The 22,304-nt window shown below is 68.4% G+C and carries 23 protein-coding genes; 17 read left to right on the top strand and 6 right to left on the bottom strand.

Going from position 1 to position 22,304, the window contains the following annotated elements:
• Position 1 precedes the first annotated feature (1 nt).
• Positions 2 to 595: a GNAT family N-acetyltransferase gene (locus BOX37_RS04080; RefSeq protein WP_071926460.1), complete on the bottom strand. Its 594-nt coding sequence runs from the start codon at positions 593 to 595 to the stop codon at positions 2 to 4.
• Positions 592 to 1,401: a GntR family transcriptional regulator gene (locus tag BOX37_RS04085; RefSeq protein WP_240505204.1), complete on the bottom strand. Its 810-nt coding sequence runs from the start codon at positions 1,399 to 1,401 to the stop codon at positions 592 to 594. The genes BOX37_RS04080 and BOX37_RS04085 overlap by 4 nt, the downstream gene beginning before the upstream one ends.
• A gap of 173 nt (positions 1,402 to 1,574) precedes the next feature.
• On the opposite strand from BOX37_RS04085, the gene BOX37_RS04090 reads away from it, so the two are divergent.
• The gene (locus tag BOX37_RS04090; protein ID WP_071926462.1) at positions 1,575 to 2,075 is read left to right on the top strand and encodes a DUF4254 domain-containing protein; all 501 of its coding nucleotides are present in this window, start codon (positions 1,575 to 1,577) and stop codon (positions 2,073 to 2,075) included.
• 16 nt (positions 2,076 to 2,091) lie between these two features.
• On the opposite strand, the gene BOX37_RS35910 is transcribed toward BOX37_RS04090, so the two are convergent.
• Positions 2,092 to 5,508: a MinD/ParA family ATP-binding protein gene (locus BOX37_RS35910; protein ID WP_338039842.1), complete on the bottom strand. Its 3,417-nt coding sequence runs from the start codon at positions 5,506 to 5,508 to the stop codon at positions 2,092 to 2,094.
• A 293-nt stretch (positions 5,509 to 5,801) separates the two neighbouring features.
• On the opposite strand from BOX37_RS35910, the gene infA reads away from it, so the two are divergent.
• The 13 genes from infA to BOX37_RS04160 all read left to right on the top strand — a co-directional run bounded on the left by infA (position 5,802) and on the right by BOX37_RS04160 (position 15,954).
• Positions 5,802 to 6,023 (top strand): translation initiation factor IF-1, encoded by a 222-nt coding sequence (gene infA / locus BOX37_RS04100; RefSeq protein WP_003418601.1) that lies wholly within the window; start codon positions 5,802 to 5,804, stop codon positions 6,021 to 6,023.
• A gap of 149 nt (positions 6,024 to 6,172) precedes the next feature.
• The gene (gene rpmJ, locus BOX37_RS04105; protein WP_011207363.1) at positions 6,173 to 6,286 is read left to right on the top strand and encodes a 50S ribosomal protein L36; all 114 of its coding nucleotides are present in this window, start codon (positions 6,173 to 6,175) and stop codon (positions 6,284 to 6,286) included.
• Between the two features lie 182 nt (positions 6,287 to 6,468).
• Complete coding sequence (rpsM, locus tag BOX37_RS04110) at positions 6,469 to 6,840, top strand: 30S ribosomal protein S13 (RefSeq protein WP_071926463.1); 372 nt, start codon at positions 6,469 to 6,471, stop codon at positions 6,838 to 6,840.
• Positions 6,841 to 6,849: 9 nt separating this feature from the next.
• A complete protein-coding gene (rpsK, locus tag BOX37_RS04115) occupies positions 6,850 to 7,263 on the top strand; it encodes a 30S ribosomal protein S11 (protein WP_019045110.1) in 414 nt (137 codons plus the stop codon).
• Between the two features lie 20 nt (positions 7,264 to 7,283).
• Entirely contained in the window at positions 7,284 to 7,889 is a 606-nt protein-coding gene (rpsD, locus tag BOX37_RS04120) for a 30S ribosomal protein S4 (protein WP_071926464.1), read from the top strand.
• A 92-nt stretch (positions 7,890 to 7,981) separates the two neighbouring features.
• Positions 7,982 to 9,040, top strand: a complete 1,059-nt coding sequence (locus BOX37_RS04125) for a DNA-directed RNA polymerase subunit alpha (RefSeq protein ID WP_071926465.1) — start codon at positions 7,982 to 7,984, stop codon at positions 9,038 to 9,040.
• Between the two features lie 45 nt (positions 9,041 to 9,085).
• A complete protein-coding gene (gene rplQ / locus BOX37_RS04130; protein ID WP_071926466.1) occupies positions 9,086 to 9,610 on the top strand; it encodes a 50S ribosomal protein L17 in 525 nt (174 codons plus the stop codon).
• A 71-nt stretch (positions 9,611 to 9,681) separates the two neighbouring features.
• Complete coding sequence (gene truA / locus BOX37_RS04135; RefSeq protein WP_084760621.1) at positions 9,682 to 10,527, top strand: tRNA pseudouridine(38-40) synthase TruA; 846 nt, start codon at positions 9,682 to 9,684, stop codon at positions 10,525 to 10,527.
• A 291-nt stretch (positions 10,528 to 10,818) separates the two neighbouring features.
• Positions 10,819 to 11,763 (top strand): helix-turn-helix domain-containing protein, encoded by a 945-nt coding sequence (locus BOX37_RS04140; protein ID WP_071926467.1) that lies wholly within the window; start codon positions 10,819 to 10,821, stop codon positions 11,761 to 11,763.
• 108 nt (positions 11,764 to 11,871) lie between these two features.
• Positions 11,872 to 12,810 carry a nitrilase-related carbon-nitrogen hydrolase gene (locus BOX37_RS04145; protein WP_071926468.1) on the top strand — a complete coding sequence of 313 codons (939 nt, stop codon included), beginning with the start codon at positions 11,872 to 11,874 and terminating at the stop codon, positions 12,808 to 12,810.
• A gap of 90 nt (positions 12,811 to 12,900) precedes the next feature.
• Positions 12,901 to 13,869, top strand: a complete 969-nt coding sequence (locus BOX37_RS04150; protein ID WP_071926469.1) for a helix-turn-helix domain-containing protein — start codon at positions 12,901 to 12,903, stop codon at positions 13,867 to 13,869.
• Between the two features lie 37 nt (positions 13,870 to 13,906).
• A complete protein-coding gene (locus BOX37_RS04155) occupies positions 13,907 to 14,872 on the top strand; it encodes a helix-turn-helix domain-containing protein (protein ID WP_156910257.1) in 966 nt (321 codons plus the stop codon).
• A 206-nt stretch (positions 14,873 to 15,078) separates the two neighbouring features.
• Positions 15,079 to 15,954, top strand: coding sequence for a nitrilase-related carbon-nitrogen hydrolase (locus tag BOX37_RS04160; RefSeq protein WP_071926471.1), 876 nt, complete (start codon positions 15,079 to 15,081; stop codon positions 15,952 to 15,954).
• 7 nt (positions 15,955 to 15,961) lie between these two features.
• On the opposite strand, the gene BOX37_RS04165 is transcribed toward BOX37_RS04160, so the two are convergent.
• Positions 15,962 to 16,231 carry a metal-sensitive transcriptional regulator gene (locus BOX37_RS04165; RefSeq protein WP_071931174.1) on the bottom strand — a complete coding sequence of 90 codons (270 nt, stop codon included), beginning with the start codon at positions 16,229 to 16,231 and terminating at the stop codon, positions 15,962 to 15,964.
• Between the two features lie 216 nt (positions 16,232 to 16,447).
• Here BOX37_RS04165 and mtnP point away from each other — a divergent pair, with 216 nt between their 5' ends.
• Entirely contained in the window at positions 16,448 to 17,332 is an 885-nt protein-coding gene (mtnP, locus tag BOX37_RS04170; RefSeq protein ID WP_071926472.1) for an S-methyl-5'-thioadenosine phosphorylase, read from the top strand.
• On the opposite strand, the gene BOX37_RS04175 is transcribed toward mtnP, so the two are convergent.
• Positions 17,333 to 18,337, bottom strand: a complete 1,005-nt coding sequence (locus BOX37_RS04175; protein WP_071926473.1) for a GAF domain-containing protein — start codon at positions 18,335 to 18,337, stop codon at positions 17,333 to 17,335.
• A 130-nt stretch (positions 18,338 to 18,467) separates the two neighbouring features.
• Here BOX37_RS04175 and BOX37_RS04180 point away from each other — a divergent pair, with 130 nt between their 5' ends.
• Entirely contained in the window at positions 18,468 to 19,028 is a 561-nt protein-coding gene (locus tag BOX37_RS04180) for an NADPH-dependent FMN reductase (protein ID WP_071926474.1), read from the top strand.
• A gap of 4 nt (positions 19,029 to 19,032) precedes the next feature.
• On the opposite strand, the gene eccE is transcribed toward BOX37_RS04180, so the two are convergent.
• On the bottom strand, positions 19,033 to 20,676 hold the full coding sequence (gene eccE, locus BOX37_RS04185; RefSeq protein ID WP_071926475.1) for a type VII secretion protein EccE: 1,644 nt from the start codon (positions 20,674 to 20,676) through the stop codon (positions 19,033 to 19,035).
• A 23-nt stretch (positions 20,677 to 20,699) separates the two neighbouring features.
• Here eccE and eccB point away from each other — a divergent pair, with 23 nt between their 5' ends.
• Positions 20,700 to 22,271 (top strand): type VII secretion protein EccB, encoded by a 1,572-nt coding sequence (gene eccB / locus BOX37_RS04190; protein WP_338039843.1) that lies wholly within the window; start codon positions 20,700 to 20,702, stop codon positions 22,269 to 22,271.
• Positions 22,272 to 22,304: the final 33 nt, after the last annotated feature.

A 22,304-nucleotide genomic window follows, 5' to 3' on the forward strand; every position in this document is an offset into this window, starting at 1 on the left:
TTCAGTCCCGGAGCGAGGCCGCGGGGACGGAGCGATGCGCGGTCGCGGTGCGGCGGGGCGGTAGGCGGGGCGGCCAGCTGGTGGTGGGGCGTTCGAAGAGGGCTTTCGACGGGCCGCTGGCGACGGGGCCGGCGATGCGGGCCATGGTGAAGCCTTCGCGACGGTAGTAGTCGTGGAGTGCGGTGTTGGTGGTCCAGGCGTCGAGGCGGACCCAGGGGCGGTGTTGGCGGGTGGCGAGGTCGGCGGCGTGGGCGAGCATGTGGTGACCTACTTTTCGGCCCGCGAAGCACAGGTCGACGATCATGAAGTGGACGATCACGGATTCGGCCAGTTCCCAGGGTGACCAGAGGCCGGGGTCGGCGCGGTGGTTGACGGTGATGGTGCCCGCCGGCGCGCCCTCGAACTCGGCGATCCAGGTCTCGCCACGGTCCAGTGCGCGGCCCACGGCGGCGGCGAAGGTTTCGATCGCGCGGCCGCGGCCGGCGACGGTCCACTGGTCGGAGCCGCGCGCGGTCAGCCAGGAGGTGCGCTGGACGCGCAGGCGGCAGATCAGCGCCAGGTCACCCAGGGTGGCCGGACGCATGGTCACCGTCATGGCAAGGCGACGGCAGGCCCGCTTGCGATGCCGAGGGTTCGGGCGATGACGTCGGTGCCCGTCGCGTCGCCGAGTTGGTAGGCCAGCCGGTTGCGGCCGGCCAGGGAACGATGCCGGGTCGCCCGGGTGACCCGTTCGTGGTTGGCGCCGATGCGCAGATGGTCGAGCAGCACGGTGCCGGTGGCGACGCCGAGCACGGCGGCCTCGGCCGCGGTGGCGGCGCGGGCCAGCACGGTGTCGCGGTGCGCGGTCTCGCCGTAGCCCCGGTCGGCCAGCCGACGGGTGGTGCCCTCGGGGATGTCGTGCGGTGAGTCGATGCCTGCCGCCTCGGCGAGATCGCGTGGGTAGAAACTCACCTCCCACGACCACGGTTCGTTGTCGAGGTACTGCACCACGGTGCGGGCGAGCACCCAGGAGTCGACCGCCACGCCGAGCCAGTGCGCCACCTGGGAGTCGGCGGGTTCCATCTTGGCGCTGAATTCCTTGGACGGCTCCCGGTTCGCCGCGCGCGCGATCTCCTCGAAGATGTCGTGTGCGGACCGGGGACGATCGCGACGGATGTGGTCGGTGACCACCGATTCCAGCACTTCCTGGTTTCGCACGATCGTGCCGCGGGAAGTCGCTGTGTAGACGAGGTTTTCGGCGACCAGCACCTGAATCGCGTTGCGCGCGGTGGTGATCGAGACCTGCATCTGCTCGGCCAGCTCGGAATGGCTGGGCAGCCGGTCGGCCGGTTTCCACGTGCCCGCGCGGATCTCCTCGCGGAGGAGGTTCGCGATCCGGAGGTAGGTCGGACCGTCCGCCATCATGCTCCTCGGTAGGTCGTGCAGGTAACGAAGTGTACTCGTCTGGGTTACCTACGGCCGAGTAATGCTTGACAGGAAGCTTGCGAGGTTTATTGTAATGAACGTCCTGATCCGGTGCTGTGCGGCGATGACGGCGAGGCAACGTGGCTGGTTCGGAGAGTTCAACGGTTGTAATGGCTTTCCCCGACACACTGCGGTGTGTCGATACCGCCGGGCCACCGGCGAGCACCGGTCTACTGCCGCTCTCCGATCTCCTCGTCCGGGCGTGTCGCGGCCACCGTGTGGTGGGTGGGCCCCTGCTGTGGTTCGCGCGTGATCTGGCGGTGCTGCACGAGAAGCGCGTCGTCGGGCGCGGCGGATCAGTTGACACCGATCCCGTGGTGATGCGGGAGATCGACTGCCGCCGCAGCGAACTCGTCCTCGCGATCGACGACTGGGTGCTGCGCGGCGTGCCCCAGCATCGGCTCGGCGCCACCCTGCACACCGAGACCATCGGCGCGGTCATCGACCGGCTTGCCGAGTCGTCGGTGCGCGCCCATCACGCACTGATGACCCTGGCCGCCAACGACGAGATGCTGCACTGCGCCTGGCATCACCTCGCCGAACTGGCCGACGCCTACGACGATCTGGTGCGTGATGTGATCGCCGGGCGCAGGCGACTACCCGAGTGGTGAGGGGCGCCGCCGCGCGTCAGCCGAACCGGTGGTGCCGCACGCTGAACTCGTCGGCCACCGTCGCGGCCAGCTCCACATAGGCGCGCTTGGTCGACTTGTGCAGGCGGTGCAGGTCGATCTCGGCGCCTTCGGACAGATGCTCGTCATAGGGGATGATGTGCACGGCGCGGCACCGCGAGAGAAAGTACTCACGTAGCTGCTGGACGCCGACATTCGGGGAACCCTCACGCGGCAGATTGATCACCACCACCGCGTTGCGGACCAGGTGGTCGTGCCCGTGCAGCGACAACCAGTCCAGCGTGGCCGCGGCGCTGCGGGCGCCGTCGATCGCGGCCGAGGAGATCAGCACCAGCGAATGCGCCAGGTCGAGCACGCCGCTCATCGCCGAGTGCATCAGGCCGGTGCCGCAGTCGGTGAGGATGATGTTGTAGAACCGCTGCAGAATGCGGGCCACCGCGCGGTATTCCTCGTCGTTGAACGACTCCGACGCGGCCGGATCCCGTTCGCTGGCGAGCACTTCCAGGCGGCTCGAGCTCTGCGAGGTGTGTCTGCGGACATCGGAGTAGCGCTCGATCGAGGGATCGAGCAGCAGATCGCGCACGGTCGATCGGGTCTGCAACGCCACGCGCTGGGACAGGGTGCCGAAGTCGGGGTTCGCGTCGACCGCGATCACCCGGTCGCCACGGATCGAGGCGAAGATCGACCCGAGGCCGGTGGTGGTCGTCGTCTTGCCGACGCCACCTTTGAGCGAGAGCACCGCGATCCGGTAGTCACCGCGTACGGGCTGGCGGATGCGCGCCACCAGTTCCTGCAGGCGCCGCTCCTCCGCGGACATGCCCGGATTGATCGCGCCACCCGAAACATGGTGCACCGCTTTGCGCCAGCCGCTGCCCGGCGCCTTCTTGACGCGCTTGACGGGGACGTTGTCGAGCGAGGGCTGTTGGAATCCCGGTGGCTGCGCTCCCCACTGGCCGTGGTTCGCGGGCGGTTGGCCGGGCGCCTGCTGGTACGGCTGCGCCGGCGCGCCGGTGTGCTGCGCCCAGGTCCCATCCGGTCGCTGGTAGGGCTGGCCGAGCGCGCCGTCCGGCTGGCCGGGGCGGGCGTCGAACTGCTGAGACGGCTGGACGAAAGTGCCGTCGGGCCGCTGGTGGTACGCGGCCGCATGCTGCGGCGGGGTCGCGTCGGTCGGCTGCGCGAATTCGCCGGAGCGGTAACCGGTGTGCGCGTGCTGGCCGCCACCCGGACGGTTCGGATCGAAACCGACCGGTCCGTTGGTGGGGCTCGGATCGCTCGCGGGCGCCCGATGCTGAGCAGCCTGCACCCTCGGATCATCCGACCGGAACACCTCGGTCCGGCCATCGGCGGGGTCGCCCGGCATCGCGTCGTAGCGCGGCGTCGCCGGATAGGCGGGCACCTGGGCGTTGTCCCCCGAGGCATACGGCGACGGTGCCGCACTGCCCGGCGCGCGCTGCGGAACAGCGCCGGTGCCGTAGGGGGATGCCGGCCCGGTCCCCGGCGCGAATCCTCCCGCGTCGTGCGGGGATCGGGGGTCGGCCGGACCCTGCGGGATACCCGACTGCGGACCGCGCATCCCCGCCGATCCCGCGGAGGAACCGATGCCCGGCGCGCCGGCATGCTGCTGACCGGGAACCGAGGGTGCGCCGCTCGCGGCCGCAGGTCGACCCGTGCTCTGGTCGCCGTGGTCCGCGGGAGTGAGGGGCGCGTTGGCCGCTCGCGTCGCGGAGACGTCGGTCTCCGGCCGCAGCGGGGGCTGAGCACCGGTGGCGGAAGCGCCTGGCTGGTGACCGGTGCCCTGGGCGGCTTGGTCCGCCGGAGCGGAATGCCCGCGCTGAGCTCCCGAAGAGGGAGTCGACGGTTCGTCGGCATCGGATCTGGCTGCCCGACGGCCGGTGACTGCCGGTGCGCCCTCCGCCGAGGGTGCGTGTCGCTGCGGGGCCGCGATATCAGGGCGGCGGTCGGTGGCGGGTGTCGCGGCGCCAGGGACCGGCTCACGGGGACCGGAGTCGGTGGCACTGACTTCGGAGTCGGCGGGGGTCGAGGCGGTGGGGGCGTTCGGCGCAGCGCTCGGTTCGGCGCCTGCGGGGTTTGCGCCAGGTGGTGCTGGCGCTGTGGCCTGCGCGGGTGTGGAAGTCGCGATCGACGGGCCGGACGGGGGCGTGGAGGTCGCGCTCGACGGGTCGGCGGGGGCACTCGCGGCGGGGATCGGCAGTTCGGGGGCCGAGTGGCGGGGGCCAGGGGTCGATGGGCGGGCGGACTCGCTCGGGGGAGCGGCGATCGGCTCGGGGTCGGCGGTCTCGGAGCGCGTGGATGTGGGGCGGGGGGAAACCTGCTGTGGGGTAGCGGGGGTGGAGTCGGCCGGTGCCGGTGCCGTCAGGCGGGGCGGGGCCTGGCGGGGCTGTTCGGGGGCGACCCGCGCGGCCTCGCTCGGGGCAGGCGGGTCCGGCAGCGGTGGTGGTGGCGGCAGGTCGGGGCGGCGGGTCGGGCCGAGGGGAGTGAAGCCGGTCGAGGGCGGGCCCGGTCTGCGGGTGGGCAGGCCGGGGCCGGGGTCGGTGGGCGCCTCGGGCGCCGGTGCGGCGGACTGCGGTGGAACCTGAGCGCCGGTCACCGGGCCGTGCTGCGCGGGCGGTGTCGCACCGGGACCCACCGGCGCCGGACCATGCGAGGGCGCGGGGGGCGTGGTACCGGCCGGAGCCTGACCGTGCGCACCGATCCGACCGCTTTCCCACGGCGCGGGCTGCGCCGGTGTCGGCGCACCGTGCCGAGGCGAGTGCTCGCGAGTGGCGGCGGACGGGGTCGCGCCGCTTTCCCGCGGTGCGCTGTTCGGCGTGGGGCCGCCCTGCGGTGCGGCGGGGTCGCGCCGTGGCGGGATCGCGCCGCCTTCTGGTGACAGGTGGTCGTTCGCGGTCGGCGCGGGACCTGACTGGAAGCCGTTGTCCCAGGGGGCGCGCTCGTTCGCCGACGGGCCCCCCTGCCAGGGCGCGGGGCCGGTGGCGGGGGTGGCGTTGTTCTCCCACGGGGCGGGGCCGGACGCCGGAGTGTTGCCGCCCTGCCACGGCGCGGTGTCGTTGGCCGGGGCGGCGGTGTTCGGGGTCGCGTTCGGGCCCGGTTGCTGCCATCCGGGAGCCTGGGGGCCGGGGGCGGCGTCGGGCGTGCCGGTCGACCAGGCACCACCGGGCTGCGCGGGAGCGCTCTCGGTTTCCTCGGCGTGCTTGTCCCTGCGCTTGCCCCGGCGTTTGTCCTTCCGGGCATCGTCGCCACCGCCAAGTCCCATGAAGCGGCGGCGTTTGGGCGCCTCGTCGATCTCATCTTCCTGGGGCAGGTTCTCGACCGGAGCCTCGTAACCGACCTTGGTGACTTCGCTCTCCGACAGCCACGGCGGCAACATGGGGAGGCTGTCGTTGCTGCGGCTCACCGGTGCGCTCCGCTCACCAGGGTCCCCCGATCTGCTCGACCCACTTCTGGACGTCGGTGAGTTTACGCGACAACCCGGGGGTCGTGGCGGGTGGTCCGGGCGGGCGAGAGAGCCGGACCGGGTGTACGGTTCGGGGCGTTTTTGCCTCTGGCCACCCGGCCCGGTAAGCTTGAGCGGCGGTGCACCTATGCGCCGACTGTTCGCATGCATACCGACAAGTCCGTCGGGACCTGCGAGTGAGCAGCTACGAGGCAATCCAACTCAGGTTGAGCATAACCGGGATCGCGGAGGATATGGCGAAGAAAGACGGGGCCATCGAGGTCGAGGGTCGAGTTGTCGAGCCGCTGCCCAATGCGATGTTCCGGATCGAGCTCGAGAACGGTCACAAGGTTCTCGCGCACATCAGCGGAAAGATGCGGCAGCACTACATTCGCATCCTTCCGGAAGACCGCGTGGTCGTCGAGCTGTCGCCGTACGACCTCTCACGCGGCCGGATTGTCTACCGCTACAAGTGAGACCCGCCTGACGCCGCGAGCCCGAGGGCACGCGGCGTCGCATGGTGTTTCGGGCCCGCCCGGAACACGCACCAAGACTTCCCCAGTCGTCGGCTGGGGAAAAACTGTGTTCACGAGACCTTCGTGAACCAAGAAGAGATTGGACGGACGTGAAGGTTCAGCCGAGCGTCAAGAAGATCTGCGAGAAGTGCAAGGTGATCCGCCGTCACGGTCGGGTCATGGTGATCTGCGACAACCTGCGCCACAAGCAGCGTCAGGGCTGATCGAGCCTCACCGCCGGGCACCGATCGTCTGATCGGACTGACCGAAAAGAAGAACTCCCAGCTCCAGCACGTGCACGAGGATTCGCACGCGCCAACCACCGGCACGGAGGCCGGTGCCCCCACTGCAAAGACGGGGGGACGGACGGGGAGCAGACCTCCGCAACCATTAAGGAACCTGCCACATGGCACGTCTGATGGGCGTCGATCTCCCGCGCGAAAAGCGCATGGAGATCGCGCTGACCTACATTTTCGGAATCGGGCGCACCCGCGCCGCCCAGATCCTGGCCGAGACGGGCGTGAGCCCCGACCTGCGCTCCAAGGACCTGAACGACGACGACCTGTCGAAGCTCCGCGAGTACATCGAGGCTTCGGACTACAAGGTCGAAGGTGACCTGCGCCGCGAGGTTCAGGCCGATATTCGTCGCAAGATCGAGATCGGCTGCTACCAGGGCATCCGCCACCGTCGTGGCCTGCCCGTTCGTGGTCAGCGCACCAAGACCAACGCGCGTACGCGCAAGGGTCCGAAGAAGACCGTCGCCGGCAAGAAGAAGTAGGGATAGCGTATGCCTCCGAAGAGCCGGGCCGCTGGCCCGAAGAAGACTCAGAAGTCGCGTCGCCGGGATAAGAAGAACATCCCGCACGGCCACGCGCACATCAAGAGCACGTTCAACAACACCATCGTCTCGATCACCGACCCCGAGGGCAATGTCATCTCGTGGGCGTCGTCGGGTCACGTCGGCTTCAAGGGTTCGCGTAAGAGCACCCCGTTCGCCGCGCAGCTCGCCGCCGAGAACGCTGCCCGCAAGGCGCAGGAGAACGGTGTCAAGAAGGTCGACGTGTTCGTGAAGGGCCCGGGTTCGGGCCGCGAGACCGCGATCCGTTCGCTGCAGGCCGCGGGCCTGGAAGTGGGCTCGATCTCCGATGTCACCCCGCAGCCGCACAACGGCTGCCGTCCGCCCAAGCGGCGTCGCGTCTAAGCGGGAAAGGAACAGCTGAAATGGCACGTTATACAGGCCCCATCACCCGCAAGTCGCGTCGTCTGCGCGTCGACCTCGTCGGAGGCGACCAGGCGTTCGAGCGTCGTCCTTACCCGCCCGGCCAGCACGGCCGCGCGCGGATCAAGGAATCCGAGTACCTCATGCAGCTGCAGGAGAAGCAGAAGGCTCGCTTCTCCTACGGCGTCATGGAGAAGCAGTTCCGTCGCTACTACGAAGAGGCCAACCGCCTCAAGGGCAAGACCGGCGACAACCTGCTCCGTCTGCTCGAGTCGCGTCTGGACAACGTCGTGTACCGCGCCGGTCTGGCGCGTACCCGTCGTCAGGCTCGCCAGCTGGTCAGCCACGGTCACTTCACCGTCAACGGTGTCAAGGTGGACGTGCCCAGCTACCAGGTCTCCCAGTACGACATCATCGATGTCAGGGAGAAGTCGCTGCCGACCCTGCCGTTCCAGGTCGCGCGTGAGACCGTCGGCGATCGTCAGGTCCCCGGTTGGCTGCAGGTCGTCCCCGGCCGCCTGCGCATCCTGGTCCACCAGCTGCCCGAGCGCGCGCAGATCGATGTGCCGCTGACCGAACAGCTCATCGTCGAGTACTACTCGAAGTAATCGCTCAACGGTGGGGGTCGTTGACACGACGGCCCCCGCAATCACTGACCAGGCGTCAAATAGCGGACGCCCTGAACAGGAAGTAGATCCTCATGCTGATTTCCCAGCGCCCGACACTGACCGAAGAGGTCGTTGCCGAGAACCGCTCGAAGTTCACCATCGAACCGCTCGAGCCGGGCTTCGGCTACACCCTCGGCAACTCGCTGCGTCGTACCCTGCTGTCCTCCATTCCGGGGGCCGCGGTCACGAGCATCCGCATCGACGGCGTCCTGCACGAGTTCACCACCGTTCCCGGCGTGAAGGAGGATGTCACCGACATCATCCTGAACCTCAAGGGCCTGGTCGTGTCCTCCGAAGAGGACGAGCCGGTCACCATGTACGTGCGCAAGCAGGGCCCCGGCGCCGTCACCGCTGGTGACATCGTGCCGCCTGCCGGCGTCATCGTGCACAACCCGGACATGCACATCGCCACCCTGAACGACAAGGGCAAGCTCGAGATCGAGCTCGTCGTCGAGCGGGGCCGTGGTTACGTGCCCGCCGTGCAGAACAAGGCGACCGGTGCGGAAATCGGCAGGATCCCGGTGGATTCGATCTACTCCCCGGTGCTCAAGGTGACCTACAAGGTCGAGGCCACCCGTGTCGAGCAGCGCACCGACTTCGACCGTCTCATCCTCGACGTGGAGACCAAGAACTCCATCACGGCCCGGGACGCGCTCGCTTCGGCGGGTAAGACCCTGGTCGAGCTCTTCGGCCTGGCCCGTGAGCTCAACGTCGAAGCCGAGGGCATCGAGATCGGCCCCAGCCCGGCCGAGGCGGATCACATCGCCTCCTTCGGTCTGCCGATCGAGGACCTGGACCTCACCGTCCGGTCCTACAACTGCCTCAAGCGCGAGGGTGTGCACACGGTGGGCGAGCTCGTCGCCCGCACCGAGTCGGACCTGCTCGACATCCGCAACTTCGGCCAGAAGTCCATCGACGAGGTCAAGGTCAAGCTCCACGCGCTCGGCCTCTCGCTGAAGGACAGCCCGGCGTCGTTCGACCCGTCCTCCGTGGTGGGTTACGACGCGAGCACCGGAACGTGGAGCGACAGCGGCACGTTCAGTGATACCGACGGTGGCGAGCAGGACTACGCCGAGACCGAACAGCTCTAGGCCGCAGGGGGGCACCCCGGCGCAGCCTTTCACAAGGAGAATCCAATGCCCAAGCCCAAGAAGGGTGCCCGCTTCGGCGGGTCGGCGTCGCACCAGAAGGCGATCTTCGCCAATCTGGCCACGGCGCTCTTCGAGCACGGTCGTATCACGACCACCGAGTCCAAGGCCAAGGCGGTTCGCCCCTACGCCGAGAAGATCATCACCAAGGCGAAGGGCGGCACCCTCGCCGACCGTCGTGAGGTGCTGAAGGTCATCCGCAACAAGGACGTCGTACACGCCCTGTTCGCGGAGATCGGCCCCTCGTTCGAGGGTCGCGAGGGTGGCTACACCCGCATCATCAAGGCGCTGCCGCGCAAGGGTGACAACGCGCCGATGGCCATCATCGAGCTCGTCCGCGAGAAGACCGTGACCAACGAGGCCGATCGGGCTCGTCGCGTCGCCGCTTCGCAGAAAGCCGAGGAGGCCCCGGCTGCCGAGGTCGTCGAGGAGAAGACCGAAGAGGTCGTCGCCGAGGCTCCGGCCGCCGAGGACAAGGCCGCTGAGGCCGCCGAGGACAAGAAGGACGCCTGATTTCAGGAGTTCGATCGAGCCCGTCACCCCGCGTGGGTGGCGGGCTCGGTTCTTTCATCCGGGAGGAAGCGATGGACGAGACCGGCTCCGAGCGCGAGTCGATCCGGGTGCGGCTCGGGATCAGCTACGACGGCACCGATTTCACCGGCTGGGCGCGTCAGCCGGGGTTGCGCACCGTGCAGGGCGTGCTGGAGGAGTCGCTGTCGAAGGTGTTCCGCGCGCCGATCGTGCTGACCGTCGCCGGGCGTACTGATGCGGGGGTGCATGCCGAGGGGCAGGTCGCGCACTTCGACACCACCGCTGAGTTCGACCCGGCCAAGCTGACGCATCGCATGGCCAGGTTCCTGCCCAAGGACGTGCGGATCACCGATGTCCGTCCGGTCCCCGCCGATTTCGACGCGCGCTTCTCCGCGATGCGCCGCCACTACGCCTACCGGCTCACCACCGCCGCCTACGGCGCCGAACCGCTGCGGGCGCGCAGCGTGGTGGCCTGCAAGCCGGGTCTCGATCTCGACGCCATGCGCGCGGCCTCGCGCGACCTGCTGGGGCTGCACGACTTCGCCGCGTTCTGCCGTCGTCGTGAGGGCGCGACCACGGTGCGCGAGTTGCAGCGGTTCGACTGGGAGCGCGAGGGTGATCTGCTCACCGCCTACGTCAGCGCCGACGCGTTCTGCTGGTCGATGGTGCGCAGCCTGGTCGGCGCGGTGCTCGCCGTGGGCGAGGGCAGGCGCACGCCGGAGTGGGTCGCGAGCCTGCTGACCGAGACGCAGCGGTCGAGCTCGGTGACGGTCGCCCCCGCGCACGGACTGAGCCTGATCGCGGTCGACTACCCCGCCGACGCCGACCTGTCGGCTCGCAACGCGCAGACCCGGGAGATTCGGACTGTCCCCGCGTCCGAGGGCTGCTGCGGCGACTGAATACCGTGTTGTTGCTCGCGGTGGAAGCGCCCGCGGCGTAGAGTCTCCCCCACGGCAAACTGAAGTGATATAAATCACAGTATGTTTAGCTGATGCGTGTGGGTGCCGGTCGATTCGTACGGTGATCACCGGTGCTAGTCGAAGAATCGATGAAGGTTGACCATTCCATTCGGAAGCATTCGGTGGAAACGAATCGGGGAATCTGGCAGGCTCGGCGGCCAGGCGCACCCAACGATTCGTGTGACGCCCGTTGTTTGCTGATCGGTTCGTATGGGGAGCGAGGTGGTTGGCGTGGGGGAAAGCGAATCCTTCGCGCACTGGGAGTCGCTGCTGTCGGAAAGCTATGTTCCGCTGGCGGTCGACCCGGATCGGGGGCAGCCGTTCCACGGTCGGATAGTGCGGGAACACCTGCCCGGGTTCGATCTGTCGACGATCAGGGCCAGCGCCCAGCGCGTCCGGCGAACCAAACGGGGAATCGCCAGGACCGATGGTGAGTTCCTGCTGGCGTCCATTCTCACCGAGGGCTTCGGTCGATTGCACCAGGACGGCCGGATCGCGGTACTGCGCCCGGGCGACATGGTCTTCTATGACACCACGCGCCCGTATCACTGGGACATCGACGGCTCCTGGTCGCAGGTGGTGGTCCAGACGCCGCTGCCCACGCTGTGGGAACAGTTGGGTGGGGAGAGTTCCCGGCTGCCGACCGCTGTCACTGTCGGCGCCGGGAGCGCGGGTGGGGTGGTCGCCGGGTTCTTCCGCGATCTGGTCCCCGTCAGCCGAACGGCGCCCGAACAGGCGAATGTGCTGGCCGACAACGGTGTCACCCTGCTCGCCTCCGCGGTGAAACTGATGGCGGGGGAGATTCCCGCGGGTCCCTCCGCACGCGCGCTCTCCAAGGAGCAGGTGCTCGCTTTCATGCGCAGCCGATGTACCGACCCGGCACTGACGGTCGATGAGATCGCGCGGGCGTGCCTGGTCTCGCGGCGCAGTCTTTATCGCCTCTTCGACGAGGTGGGTGAGGGTTTGAGCGCGGTGCTGCGCCGAATGCGGGTCGAACGAGCGCAGGCGATGTTGGTCGGAGACCCTGACCGGTCGACTGCCGCGATCGCGGTGGCGGCGGGATTCTCCTCCGAACGCCATTTCTTCCGTGCCTTTCGGGTGGAAACGGGTATGACCCCCGGTGAGTACCGGCACGGTGCGGTGTCCTCGGGGGAGAGTCGCCGATTCACCGCCTGATCTGGCACGCACAGTCAGTCGGCTGGCACAGTGGGACAGTTTGATTTGCCGCGTTCTGGGGGAGAGTGAACTGAACACTTTTCACGGATTGAGCGACAAGGGGACACGATGATTCGGGTACGCGTTGCCGCGGTACAGGCCGAGCCCAAGTGGTTGAACCTGTCGGCCGGAGTCGAGCAGACCATTGGATTCATCGAGGCGGCTGCTGATGGAGGAGCGGAGCTGGTCGCGTTCCCGGAGACATTTCTGCCCGGATTTCCGTGGTGGATGTGGCTGAATTCGGTCGATTGGGGTGAAGAGTTCCTGGCCAGGTATCTGGCCAACGCGATGACCACCGACGGTGCCGAACTACGGGCGATCGTCTACGCCGCCCGGCGCAAGGGCGTGTACGTCTCGCTCGGGTTCGCCGAGCGGTCGGGGCGCGAGGTGTTCATGTCCCAGGCGCTGATCGACCCCGAGGGCTCGATCGTCACCGCGCGCAAGGCCGAACCGACCGGGCTGGAGCGGACCGTGTTCAGCACCGCCGACGGGTCGATGCTGGTGCGTGACACCCAGGTCGGCCGGATCGGCGTGCTCGGCGGCGCCGACCACCTGCGACCGGTGGTGCGCGGGCGGCTGCAGGAGGAACGCGAGCAGATCCATGTCGCGGCATGGTCGGGGTTCACCGTGTCCTATGGCGAGGACAAGGATTCCGGGCTCGAACTCACCACCGCGGCCAGCGTGCGCTACGCGATGGACAGTGCCGCCCATGTGCTCGCCCCGGTCGCGGTGGTCCCGGTGTCGGGCTGGGAAGTGGTCGACGCCAGGGTGCCCGACCGTCGCCTGCTCCGCAGCGGCGGTGGCGTCTCCCGAATCTTCGGACCCTCCGGCCTCGAACTCGCCACCCCGCTGGCGGAGGGCGCCGAGGGCCTGCTGTTGGCCGACCTGGAGGTCGGCCCCGCTCGCCCGGCCTCGTCGTCCCTGATCGACCGCCCGGCCGCCTTCCGTGTGCCCAGCGCCCGCGTCTCTCGCCGGGATCCCGTGCGCGCCACACTGTCCGAGGCCTGACACCCTGCGCGACCCACCTTCCAGCGCTATCCTCGGCGGATACCGTAGAGATGGCTATGCCCGATGTCGCTGTTCGGAGGTTGGCCGCGTATGGCACACGACCCGACCACTGTCGAGTTCGCTGCGGAGACTGCACGCAGTGCGGAGTGGGAGCAGTGGGAAGCGCTGATGTCGCAGACCTATGTCCCGCTCACGATCGACTGCTTTCACCCCGAGCAGCCGTTCTATGGTCGGGTCACCACCACGCCGCTGGCGGCGCCCGCGGATTTCAGTCTGACGAGAGTCGCGGGCAGCAATCAGGAATTCCGGCGCTCCAAGACCCAGGTTGCCCGGACCGATGATGAGTATCTGCTGGCCAGCATTCACTTCGGGGGAGACGCGTGTTTGAGCCAGGGCGGTAGATCGGCACATCTTGCCCCGGGTGACATGGTCTTCTATGACACGTCCAAGCCCTACAACTGGTCGAGCGGGTTGGAATTCGAGCAGGTGGTCGTGCAGGTGCCGATCCGGTTGCTCCGCGAGCGACCCGGTCTGGGGCGGCTCGAACTGCCCACCGCGGTGACCGTGCCCGCGGCCAGTGCAGCGGGGGTGGTCGCCGGATTCTTCTGCAATCTGGCCAGGGTTCAGCAGGAGTCGCCCGATCAGGCGGATGTGCTGGCCCGCAGTGCGCTCGACCTGATCGGTTCCGCGGTTCTGTTGACTGCGGGGGAGCGTCCGGCCGACACTCCCGCCGATTCGCTCGGCCGCGAGCGCGCCATGGTCTACCTGCACGATCACTACACCGATCCGGACCTGACCGTCGACGAGGTCGCCCACGCCTGCTACATCTCGCGGCGCACCCTGTTCCGGATCTTCGACGACACCAGTGAAAGCCTCAGCACCACCCTGCGCCGAATGCGGGTGCGGCACGCGAAGATTCTGCTTGCCCGCGATCGTTCGCGCTCACCGGCCGCCGTGGCCTTCGATTCGGGTTTCACTTCCGAACGTCACTTCTACCGCGTGTTCCGCCAGGAGACCGGAATGACGCCCGGTGAGTACCGACAGACCCACATCAGGTGACCGCCGTGCTGTTCGAGGTGGCGAAGGGGGTGTGGCGATGGCGGTCGAACTGACGACGCTGGAACTCTCGTCGAAGACGGGGCGCGGCGAAGCCTGCCAGCGGTGGGAAGCCGAGATGGTGCAGACCTATGTGCCACTCGCCGTCGACATCGATCCCGAGCTGCCCTTCTTCGGTCGGGTCGTCACCGGTTCGCTGGCCGACACGGCGGATTTCAGAATGACGGCACTCGAGGGACGGAACCAGGAATTCCGCCGGTCCAAGAGTCATATCGCCCGATCCGACGAGCAGTATCTGCTGGCCAGCATTCAGACCAAGGGGCGGGCGCGCCTGAACCAGGACGGTCGATCGGCGCTGATCCTGCCGGGCGAGATGACCTTCTTCGACACCTCGCGACCCTATCGCTGGAGCGAGGGAGCGAGTTTCGAGCAGGTCGTCGTGCAGGTCCCGATCCGGCTGCTGCGTGAGCAACCCGGGCTGGGTCAGGGGGAATTTCCGACGGCGATCACGATTCCGGCGGCCAGCGCGGCCGGGGTGGTGGCCGGCTTCTTCCGCAATCTCGCCAGGATCCGGGCTGTCTCGCCCGATCAGGCAGAGGTGCTGTCGGCCGGCGCACTCGATCTCTTCGGTAGCGCGGTCTCGCTGGCCGCGGGGGATCGGCCGATCGACGTGCCGGCCGACGCCTTCAATCGCGAGCACGTGCTGGCGTTCCTGCGTGACCATTACACCGACCCGGACCTGACCGTCGACGAAGTCGCCCATGCCTGCTACATCTCCCGGCGCTCCCTGTTCCGGATCTTCGACGGGACCAGTGAAAGCCTCAACACGACCTTGCGCCGAATGCGGGTGCGGCACGCGAAGATTCTGCTGGCTCGTGATCGTTCGCGCCTGCCCGCGGCGGTGGCGTTCGACTCCGGGTTCGCCTCGGAACGCAATTTCTACCGGGTGTTCCATGAGGAGACGGGGATGACGCCGGGAGAGTACCGGCAGGCGCACCTCGGCTGAGGGTGTACCCGCGGTGTTCGAAAAGGTTTCAGCACAGCGGTATTCGTTGATCACGGCGCCGACATCGGAGTGAGCTGTCCGGGTTGTTCTCGACCCTTGCCGTGGCACTGATTGTCACCGATCGTGGCACTGGACGACTGTTTCCGCCGGTCAGGCTGCCCGACAATGGATTTCAGTGAGTCGGTGGAGTACGAGGAGTGGCGGGGATGTCGATTCGGATTCGGGCGGCGGCGGTGCAGGCCGAGCCGAAGTGGCTGCATCTGGCCGCCGGTGTCGAGCAGACGATCGGTCTCATCGAGGACGCGGCGGCGGGTGGCGCGGAGTTGGTGGCGTTCCCGGAGACCTTCCTGCCGGGCTATCCCTGGTGGTTGTGGCTGAAGTCGGTCGACTGGGGCACGGAGTTCCGTAGCCGATACCTGGCCAACGCCATGAGCCGCGACAGCGCCGAACTGTCGGCCATCGCACAGGCGGCCCGGAAGGCCGGAATCCGGGTCGTGCTCGGATTCGCCGAACGCGCGGATGAGGCCGTGTACATGGCGCAGGCGATGGTGAGTCCGGATGGGCAGGTGGACATCTCGCGCAAGGCCTGGCCGACGCCGTTCGAGCGCGCCGTCTTCGGCGCCAGTGCGCGGACACCGGCCGTGTTCCCCACCGAACTGGGTCGGATCGGAATGCTCGGGGGAGCGGACCATCTGTGCCCGCAGCGGCGCATGGACCTGTGGCGGGAGCAGGTCCATGTCGCCGCGTGGTCGGGGTTCACCGTCTATCACGAGGTCGGCGAGGAGATCCTCATGGCGGTGAACAGTGACGCCAGCGAGCAGTACGCCAGAGCTGCCGGGGTCGTGGTGATCGCGCCGACGGCGCTGGTCCCCATGACCGGATGGCACGCCGTTGACGCGTGCACTCCGGGACAGCGACTGCTCGGCGTGGGCGGTCGCGCGCGGATCCTCGGCCCCGACGGCCGCGATCTGGCAGCACCGCTACCCGAGGGCAGCACGGGCTTGTTGTTCGCCGATGTCGTGCTCGGCGGATCGGGTGGGCCGAAGGCGGACGAGCACCCGTCCGCGCGCTGGGCCGGCTAGGCGCGCATCAGGAACGGACCAACCGCGCGATGGCGTCGGTGGCCTCCTTGATCTTCGCCTCGGCCTCGGGGCCACCGGCCACGGCGGCGTCGACCACGCAGTGGCTGATGTGGTCCTCGAGCAGACCCATCGCGACGGCCTGCAGTGCCTTGGTCATCGCCGAGACCTGGGTGAGGATGTCGATGCAGTACTTTTCCTCTTCGACCATGCGCTGCAGGCCGCGCGACTGGCCTTCGATGCGGCGCAGGCGCTTGAGGTAGTCGTCCTTGGCGGTGATGTAGCCGTGGCTGTGGCCTTCGTGGCCCGTGTGCTCGCCGCCGGGCGCGGTGTCGGGGGTGGGTACTGTCACCGAAGGTCTCCTCGCCTACCTGGATGCTCGCGTTGACGAGCTGATACCCCCCTAGGGTACAGTTTTCGGTCGGAATTGTCAGGTGGGGCGCGCTGCCAGGTCCCGGATGTGCGGGCGACCTGCTCGGACGGAACAATCACCGGCATGAGTTCGCTTCCCCGGCCCGCGCTCGCCGTCATCGGCGGCAGCGGGTTCTACGACTTCTTCGATGCCGACGCCACCCACATCGAGGTCGACACACCGTACGGCGCGCCGAGTGCGCCGATCGCGATCGGCGAGGTCGACGGGCGTCTCGTCGCCTTCCTGCCGCGCCACGGTAAACAGCACGAGTTCGCCCCGCACACCCTGCCCTACCAGGCCAACCTGTGGGCACTGCGCTCGCTGGGCGTGCGCCGGGTGTTCGCGCCGTGCGCGGTCGGCAGCCTGCGCGCCGACTGGGGGCCGGGCACCGTCGTCGTACCCGATCAGCTCGTCGACCGGACCTCGGGCCGTCCGCAGACCTACTTCGACGGCGGCGGCGTCCACGTCTCCTTCGCCGACCCCTACTGCGACGACCTGCGCGCGGCCGCGGTGCGCGCGGCGGGCCCGAAGGCGGGAGCGGAGCGTGACCACGCAGGGCCCTCGGGAGCACCACCATCGGACACCGCGAAGTCCGCAGGCGACGATCTGCGGGTCGAGGATTCCGGCACGATGGTCGTCGTGCAGGGTCCGCGCTTCTCCACCAGGGCCGAGAGCCGCTGGTTCGCGGGGCAGGGCTGGGACCTGGTCAACATGACCGGGCACCCCGAAGCGGTCCTCGCCCGTGAACTCGAGATGTGCTACGCCGCGGTCGCGCTCGTCACCGATCTCGACGCCGGTCTGGAAGAGGGTGACGGCGTGCACGCGGTGGACGTGTTCGCCGAGTTCAAGAAGAACCTCGGTCCGTTCAAGGAACTCATGCGCCGGGCGGTCTCGGCGGTCGACGGCACCGACACCTGTGCGCGCTGCCGGGTACACGCCGGGGTGTCGCTGCCCTTCGAACTGCCCTGATCAGTCCGGTGCCAGCACGTCGGAAACCGGTGCGGTGACCTGTAATTGGGCCAGGACGAACGCGGGCGCCGCGCCGGTATCGGCGCCACCTGGCAGCGGTGACACCTCGACGTCGGCGCGCAGCCAGCCACCCGGCTCGGCGGCCAGCCGCAGCCCGGTCAGTCCGACGCGGGCGGCACCGCCCAGAATCTGTCCGCGCGCCGCGACGATCCTGGCCCGGTCCTCGGGATGTGGGATGGTGCGGTCGTCCACGCCGCGCCAGCGCAGCCCCGGTACCGGCTCGGTCACCCAGCGCACCGCGCGTACCTGCGCGGTGTCGAGGATGACCAGGTAGAGGCCGGGCTGGGAGTCGCGCAGCAGGTCGAGCGTGGTCGCCTCGAACGATTTGGGTTGCGGGGCAACGCTGTCGGTGACATCGACGGTGAGGCCGTGCCAGGCGAACCGTCGGGGGTGCGGTCCGTTGCGCGCGGCGACGAGCAGCGACCGCGGGCCGATCGCCGAATGGACGGTCGCCACGCCGGACCAGCGGCTGCCGGGTTCCGAACGGGTCAGCGCGGCGACGATCTCGAGGGCCCGGTCGAACCGCTCGATCCGCCGGAATATCTCGGCGCCCACGTATTGTGCTGGGGCCGAACCGAACTGTGGTCCGAGACCTGCGGGCATGGTGCGTACCGCCCGAGTCCGCCCGTCGACCTCGAACGGCGCCACGCCGGGCTCATCGTCGGGATCGCCACCCACCCACACCTTCACCCCGTGCGTTCTGATGCCGGGCCAGACCACGGGTACCGCCCGGAACCGCAGTTGCGACCACGGATTCCGTGATTTCGGCAGCATCAGGTCGACCGGTTCGCCGGTCTCATGGGCGGCCGCGATCATCGGTTGCAGTCGGGTCGGGATCGCCCGCCGGTACGACGCCCATTCCCGCGGGCTCGTCCCCGCGGTCAGCATCGACCACGTTTCCGGTGTGCCGAGCGTCTCCACCAGCTGCCATCGCCCGATGATCAAGTGGTACCCCCTTCACCCCGACACCGACGAACACGATGCCGATCATCGTGCCTGATCAGTTCCGCCGGGCCGGTGCCGGGGAGCTCGGATGCCCGCGACGGCACCGGTCACCGGGGGATAGGCTCGGCGGATGGACAGACCGTTGCGGTTGGAGGTCATCGTCGCCAGCCCCCGCCCCGAGCGGTTCGCGGCCGTGGTGGCGGACTGGTTTCTCGCGGCGGTGGCCCAGCGGCCGGAATTCGCGGTGGGCGTCCTGGATCTGCGCGAACTCGCCCTACCGGTCGAACTCACCGAGGCGCCGGAGGTCGACGAATTCCGCGCGCGGATCGGTGATGCCGACGCGTTCGTGGCGGTCACCTCGGAATACAACCACGGCTACCCGGCGTCGCTGAAGACCGCGTTGGACAGCGCCAAGCGCGAATGGCGGGCCAAACCTATCGGATTCGTGTCCTACGGGGGGCTGTCGGGCGGGTTGCGCGCGGTCGAGCAACTGCGGCAGGTGGTCGCCGAGCTGCACATGGTCTCGGTGCGCGAATCGGTGAGTTTCGCCCAGGCCAAGCGCCGCTTCGACGCGACGGGCGCGACCGATGATCGCGCCGCGATCGATGCGTCGGCGCGGATGATCGATCAGTTGGCCTGGTGGGGCCGGACTTTGCGCGCCGCTCGCGCCGCCGACCCCTATCCGGGCTGACCGGTCAGGCGTTGGCCATCTGGCGCTGTCCGCGCGGCTGGCCGATATAGGTCGACTCACGCGGGATGGACACCAGGGTCAGGTTCACCCTGGTCGTCCCGGTGCGGAGCACGACGCGGTTGCCGATCGCGCCCGGCTGGAAGATCTCCAGATCGGGGCGCGAGGCGGGCCAGCCGTTCGGGTCGCCGGTGAGATAGATCGTGGTGACACCGGCGTGCGGGGCAGGGGCGAGCACGCCGTCGACGACGGTGGCGGTGAAAGCCGCGTCGGACTGGTGGGTTTCGACGGCGATGGTCAACCGCTCGGGGTTGCCGACCGTGGTCACCAGCTGCTCCCAGGCATGTGCCCGGTCGGTGCGCACGAGCACGCGCTCACCGACGGCCAGCGCCCGGAACACCAACTGCTGGGCCAGATACAGCTCACCGGCCACATAGACCGAGGAGATACCGGAACCGATGATCCTGGTGGCGACGCCGTTACCCTCGTCGTCGGAGCCGAGCAACTGCCCGCATCCGGCCGAGGGCAGGTGCAGCGCCCCGATGACATCGATCGGGTACTCGGTGGTCGGCACGGTGTCGTCCACGCCGGGCACCGCGATCGGCAGGTGCGCCAGCAGGGCGTCGCGATGGCGTCCGTTCATCGACACCATGCCCTTGGTCTTGGCCTTCTCCGGCAGCTCACGGGCGGTCAGGCGCCACGCGGCGCCGACGCTCACCGACTCGGCATCGCTGCCGGGACGCAGCCGCACCGCGACCGTGGTCCCACGCGACGGCGCGACCCACAGCTGGGCGAGCAGATCGGAGCCGAGCTGCTTGGGATCGACCGCGCTGCCGATGTTCACCGCGTTGCCGATCTCGGCGTACTTCCACCGCTGGCTGAGCGTACGGGGATCGAGCCCGGTGGTGATCTGCTGGACGGCCTTGCGGATCTCGGGTGCGGTCAGGATGCGGGCGTTGCAGTCGGCGTCCTCGAGCGTGCGCATGATCCGCTGGGTGGCGATGGTGACCGAGCGCGACGCGCCGTCGACGCCGCCGCCGCGACGGGCCGTGGCATCCGGGCAGCGGACCGCGTCGAAGCTGATCGCCAGCCAGACCGTGCGGTGCGCGGTCGCGGGCAGCGGGCCGAGCAGGGATTCGTAGATCGCACCCGCCGGCGTGCCGGAGCGGCTGCGGTGGCCGTGGCTGATGATGTCGATGCCGCTGAGCAGGATGTCGTGCTGGTTGAGGCAGGCGGCCAGCTCGGGCAGCGGGAGCAGATGCGAGGCGTGCACGGTGGTGCGCGCGATCCTGGTCAGCCCACCCTTGGGCGGCAGCACCTCGACGACGGTGACCACGCGACTGCCGTCCCAGTACAGCCCGAGCGAACGGCCGTCGGTGTCCCGGAAGTCGACGGTGTCGCCGAGGGTGTACTCGCGCTTGCCGAAATACCGGCGGATGGTGACGATCCAGTCGAGCAGCGTGCGCTTGCCGATCGGGATCAGCGGCAGCAGCGCCACCCCGACGGCGATACCGAGCGACGGCAACGGACCGAGCCCGCACACCAGCGCGACGACCCCAGCGAGCAGGCCCGTGACCTGCGCGATGAGCAGCTGCGGCAGCGAAATCCGACCGAACAGCGGGCGCGGCCCCGCACCGGTGAAGTCGGCCATTCGTTCCTCCCCCAAGTACCCGTTTGTCGATCGACCGGTGGCCGAATGCGAGCAAGTGTTGCGGGGAACTGTACTGTGTTGCCCGGACGAGAGCACTGTTCGGGGGAGGAACCATGCCTTCAAAACCCACTACACGCTGGCAGGTCAGCGGCTACCGCTTCCTGGTGCGGCGGATGGAGCACGCCCTGGTGCGCCGGGACGTGCGCATGTTGCACGACCCGATGCGCGCCCAGAGCCGCGCCTACGTGGTCGGTCTCGTGCTCGGCATCGTCGTACTGGCCGGTTGTGGTGTCCTCGCGCTGCTCAAGCCGCAGGACAAGATCGGCGACAGCAAGATCCTGATCGCCAAGGAATCCGGCGGCGTCTACGTGGTACTCGACAATGTCGTGCACCCCGCGCTCAACCTCGCCTCGGCCCGGCTCGCGGCCGGTGAAGCGTCGAAGGCCGCCATTGTCAAGGAATCCGAGCTGAGCAAGAAGCCACGCGGCCAGCTCATCGGCATCCCCGGCGCCCCGTCCTCGCTGCTCTACGACAAGGACGGCAAGGGCAGACCATGGTCGGTGTGCGACCAGCTCAAGTCCGACGGCAGCACCGACCACACCACCTCGGTACTGGCCGGCTCGCCCGAACTCGGCACCAAGGCAACGAAGCTCGAGGGTGACCAGGCGCTGCTGGTACAGGGCAAGGACTCCGCGTACCTCGTCTACGACAACAAGCGTGCCAGGGTCAACATGGACGACCCCGCGGTGACCCAGGCACTCGGCATCATCGGCGAGACCCCGCGACCGATCAGCGAGGGGCTGCTCAACGCGATTCCCGAAGTGCTGCCGATCATCTCGCCGGTGATCGCGAACCCGGGTGGTGAGCCGTCCTACAAGGTCAGCGGTCATCGCATCGGTGACATCGTCCAGGTGTTCAACGAGCCCAACCAGAACTACGTGGTGCTGCAGGACGGCCTGCAGTCGGTCTCGCCGCTGACCGCCCAGATCGTCCGCAACTCCAACGACACCACCATGCAGGGCACCACGATTCAGGCCACCGAGCGTGTTCACGGCGGAGTCTCGAATACGCTGCGGGTGCACAGCTACCCGCAGCAAGCGCCGAAGCTGGTCACCGCCAAGGACCAGCCGGTCAGTTGCTTGACCTGGCGCCCGATCGAGGGCGCGACCGATAATGATGCGGATGGGACCGCCCGCGCCGAGCTGTCGCTGCTCACCGGCATCAGTCTTCCCCTTCCGGACGATGCGAAGCTGGTGCAGCTCGCCCAGGCTGATCAGTCGGGCCCCAATGTCGATTCTGCCTATATCCCACCTGCGACCGGCGCGTTTGTGCAGGCGACAGGGATCGAGCCCGATAGTCGTCGTAAAGACAGCATGTTCTATGTCGCCGACACTGGTGTGCGGTTTGGCATAAGGAACGCAGAAGCAGTGAAAGCGCTCGGTCTGGAGGGTATTTCGGCTGAGCCTGCGCCTTGGCCGATAGTCGGTCTACTCGCGGGCGGTCCGAGTCTCGGTCGGGAAGACGCGATGGTTGCTCATGACGGTGTCGCGCCGGACCCGTCGCCGGCGAAGCAACTCGTCGCGACAGCCAATTGACGTAATGAGGTAGACTCCAGTTGCTCATTTGGT

Source organism: Nocardia mangyaensis (assembly GCF_001886715.1).
Lineage (GTDB): Bacteria > Actinomycetota > Actinomycetes > Mycobacteriales > Mycobacteriaceae > Nocardia > Nocardia mangyaensis.

What these genes read in the sequence shown, in the direction of transcription:
- BOX37_RS04160 (WP_071926471.1), top strand. Translation starts at nt 15,079, where the DNA reads ATGTCGATTCGGATTCGGGCGGCGGCGGTGCAGGCCGAGCCGAAGTGG.
- BOX37_RS04180 (WP_071926474.1), top strand. Translation starts at nt 18,468, where the DNA reads ATGGACAGACCGTTGCGGTTGGAGGTCATCGTCGCCAGCCCCCGCCCC.
- BOX37_RS04155 (WP_156910257.1), top strand. Translation starts at nt 13,907, where the DNA reads ATGGCGGTCGAACTGACGACGCTGGAACTCTCGTCGAAGACGGGGCGC.
- rpsD (WP_071926464.1), top strand. Translation starts at nt 7,284, where the DNA reads ATGGCACGTTATACAGGCCCCATCACCCGCAAGTCGCGTCGTCTGCGC.
- BOX37_RS04125 (WP_071926465.1), top strand. Translation starts at nt 7,982, where the DNA reads ATGCTGATTTCCCAGCGCCCGACACTGACCGAAGAGGTCGTTGCCGAG.
- truA (WP_084760621.1), top strand. Translation starts at nt 9,682, where the DNA reads ATGGACGAGACCGGCTCCGAGCGCGAGTCGATCCGGGTGCGGCTCGGG.
- rpsM (WP_071926463.1), top strand. Translation starts at nt 6,469, where the DNA reads ATGGCACGTCTGATGGGCGTCGATCTCCCGCGCGAAAAGCGCATGGAG.
- eccE (WP_071926475.1), bottom strand. Translation starts at nt 20,676, where the DNA reads ATGGCCGACTTCACCGGTGCGGGGCCGCGCCCGCTGTTCGGTCGGATT.
- mtnP (WP_071926472.1), top strand. Translation starts at nt 16,448, where the DNA reads ATGAGTTCGCTTCCCCGGCCCGCGCTCGCCGTCATCGGCGGCAGCGGG.
- rpsK (WP_019045110.1), top strand. Translation starts at nt 6,850, where the DNA reads ATGCCTCCGAAGAGCCGGGCCGCTGGCCCGAAGAAGACTCAGAAGTCG.
- BOX37_RS04145 (WP_071926468.1), top strand. Translation starts at nt 11,872, where the DNA reads ATGATTCGGGTACGCGTTGCCGCGGTACAGGCCGAGCCCAAGTGGTTG.
- BOX37_RS04085 (WP_240505204.1), bottom strand. Translation starts at nt 1,401, where the DNA reads ATGGCGGACGGTCCGACCTACCTCCGGATCGCGAACCTCCTCCGCGAG.
- BOX37_RS04080 (WP_071926460.1), bottom strand. Translation starts at nt 595, where the DNA reads ATGACGGTGACCATGCGTCCGGCCACCCTGGGTGACCTGGCGCTGATC.
- infA (WP_003418601.1), top strand. Translation starts at nt 5,802, where the DNA reads ATGGCGAAGAAAGACGGGGCCATCGAGGTCGAGGGTCGAGTTGTCGAG.
- rplQ (WP_071926466.1), top strand. Translation starts at nt 9,086, where the DNA reads ATGCCCAAGCCCAAGAAGGGTGCCCGCTTCGGCGGGTCGGCGTCGCAC.
- BOX37_RS04150 (WP_071926469.1), top strand. Translation starts at nt 12,901, where the DNA reads ATGGCACACGACCCGACCACTGTCGAGTTCGCTGCGGAGACTGCACGC.
- BOX37_RS04090 (WP_071926462.1), top strand. Translation starts at nt 1,575, where the DNA reads ATGGCTTTCCCCGACACACTGCGGTGTGTCGATACCGCCGGGCCACCG.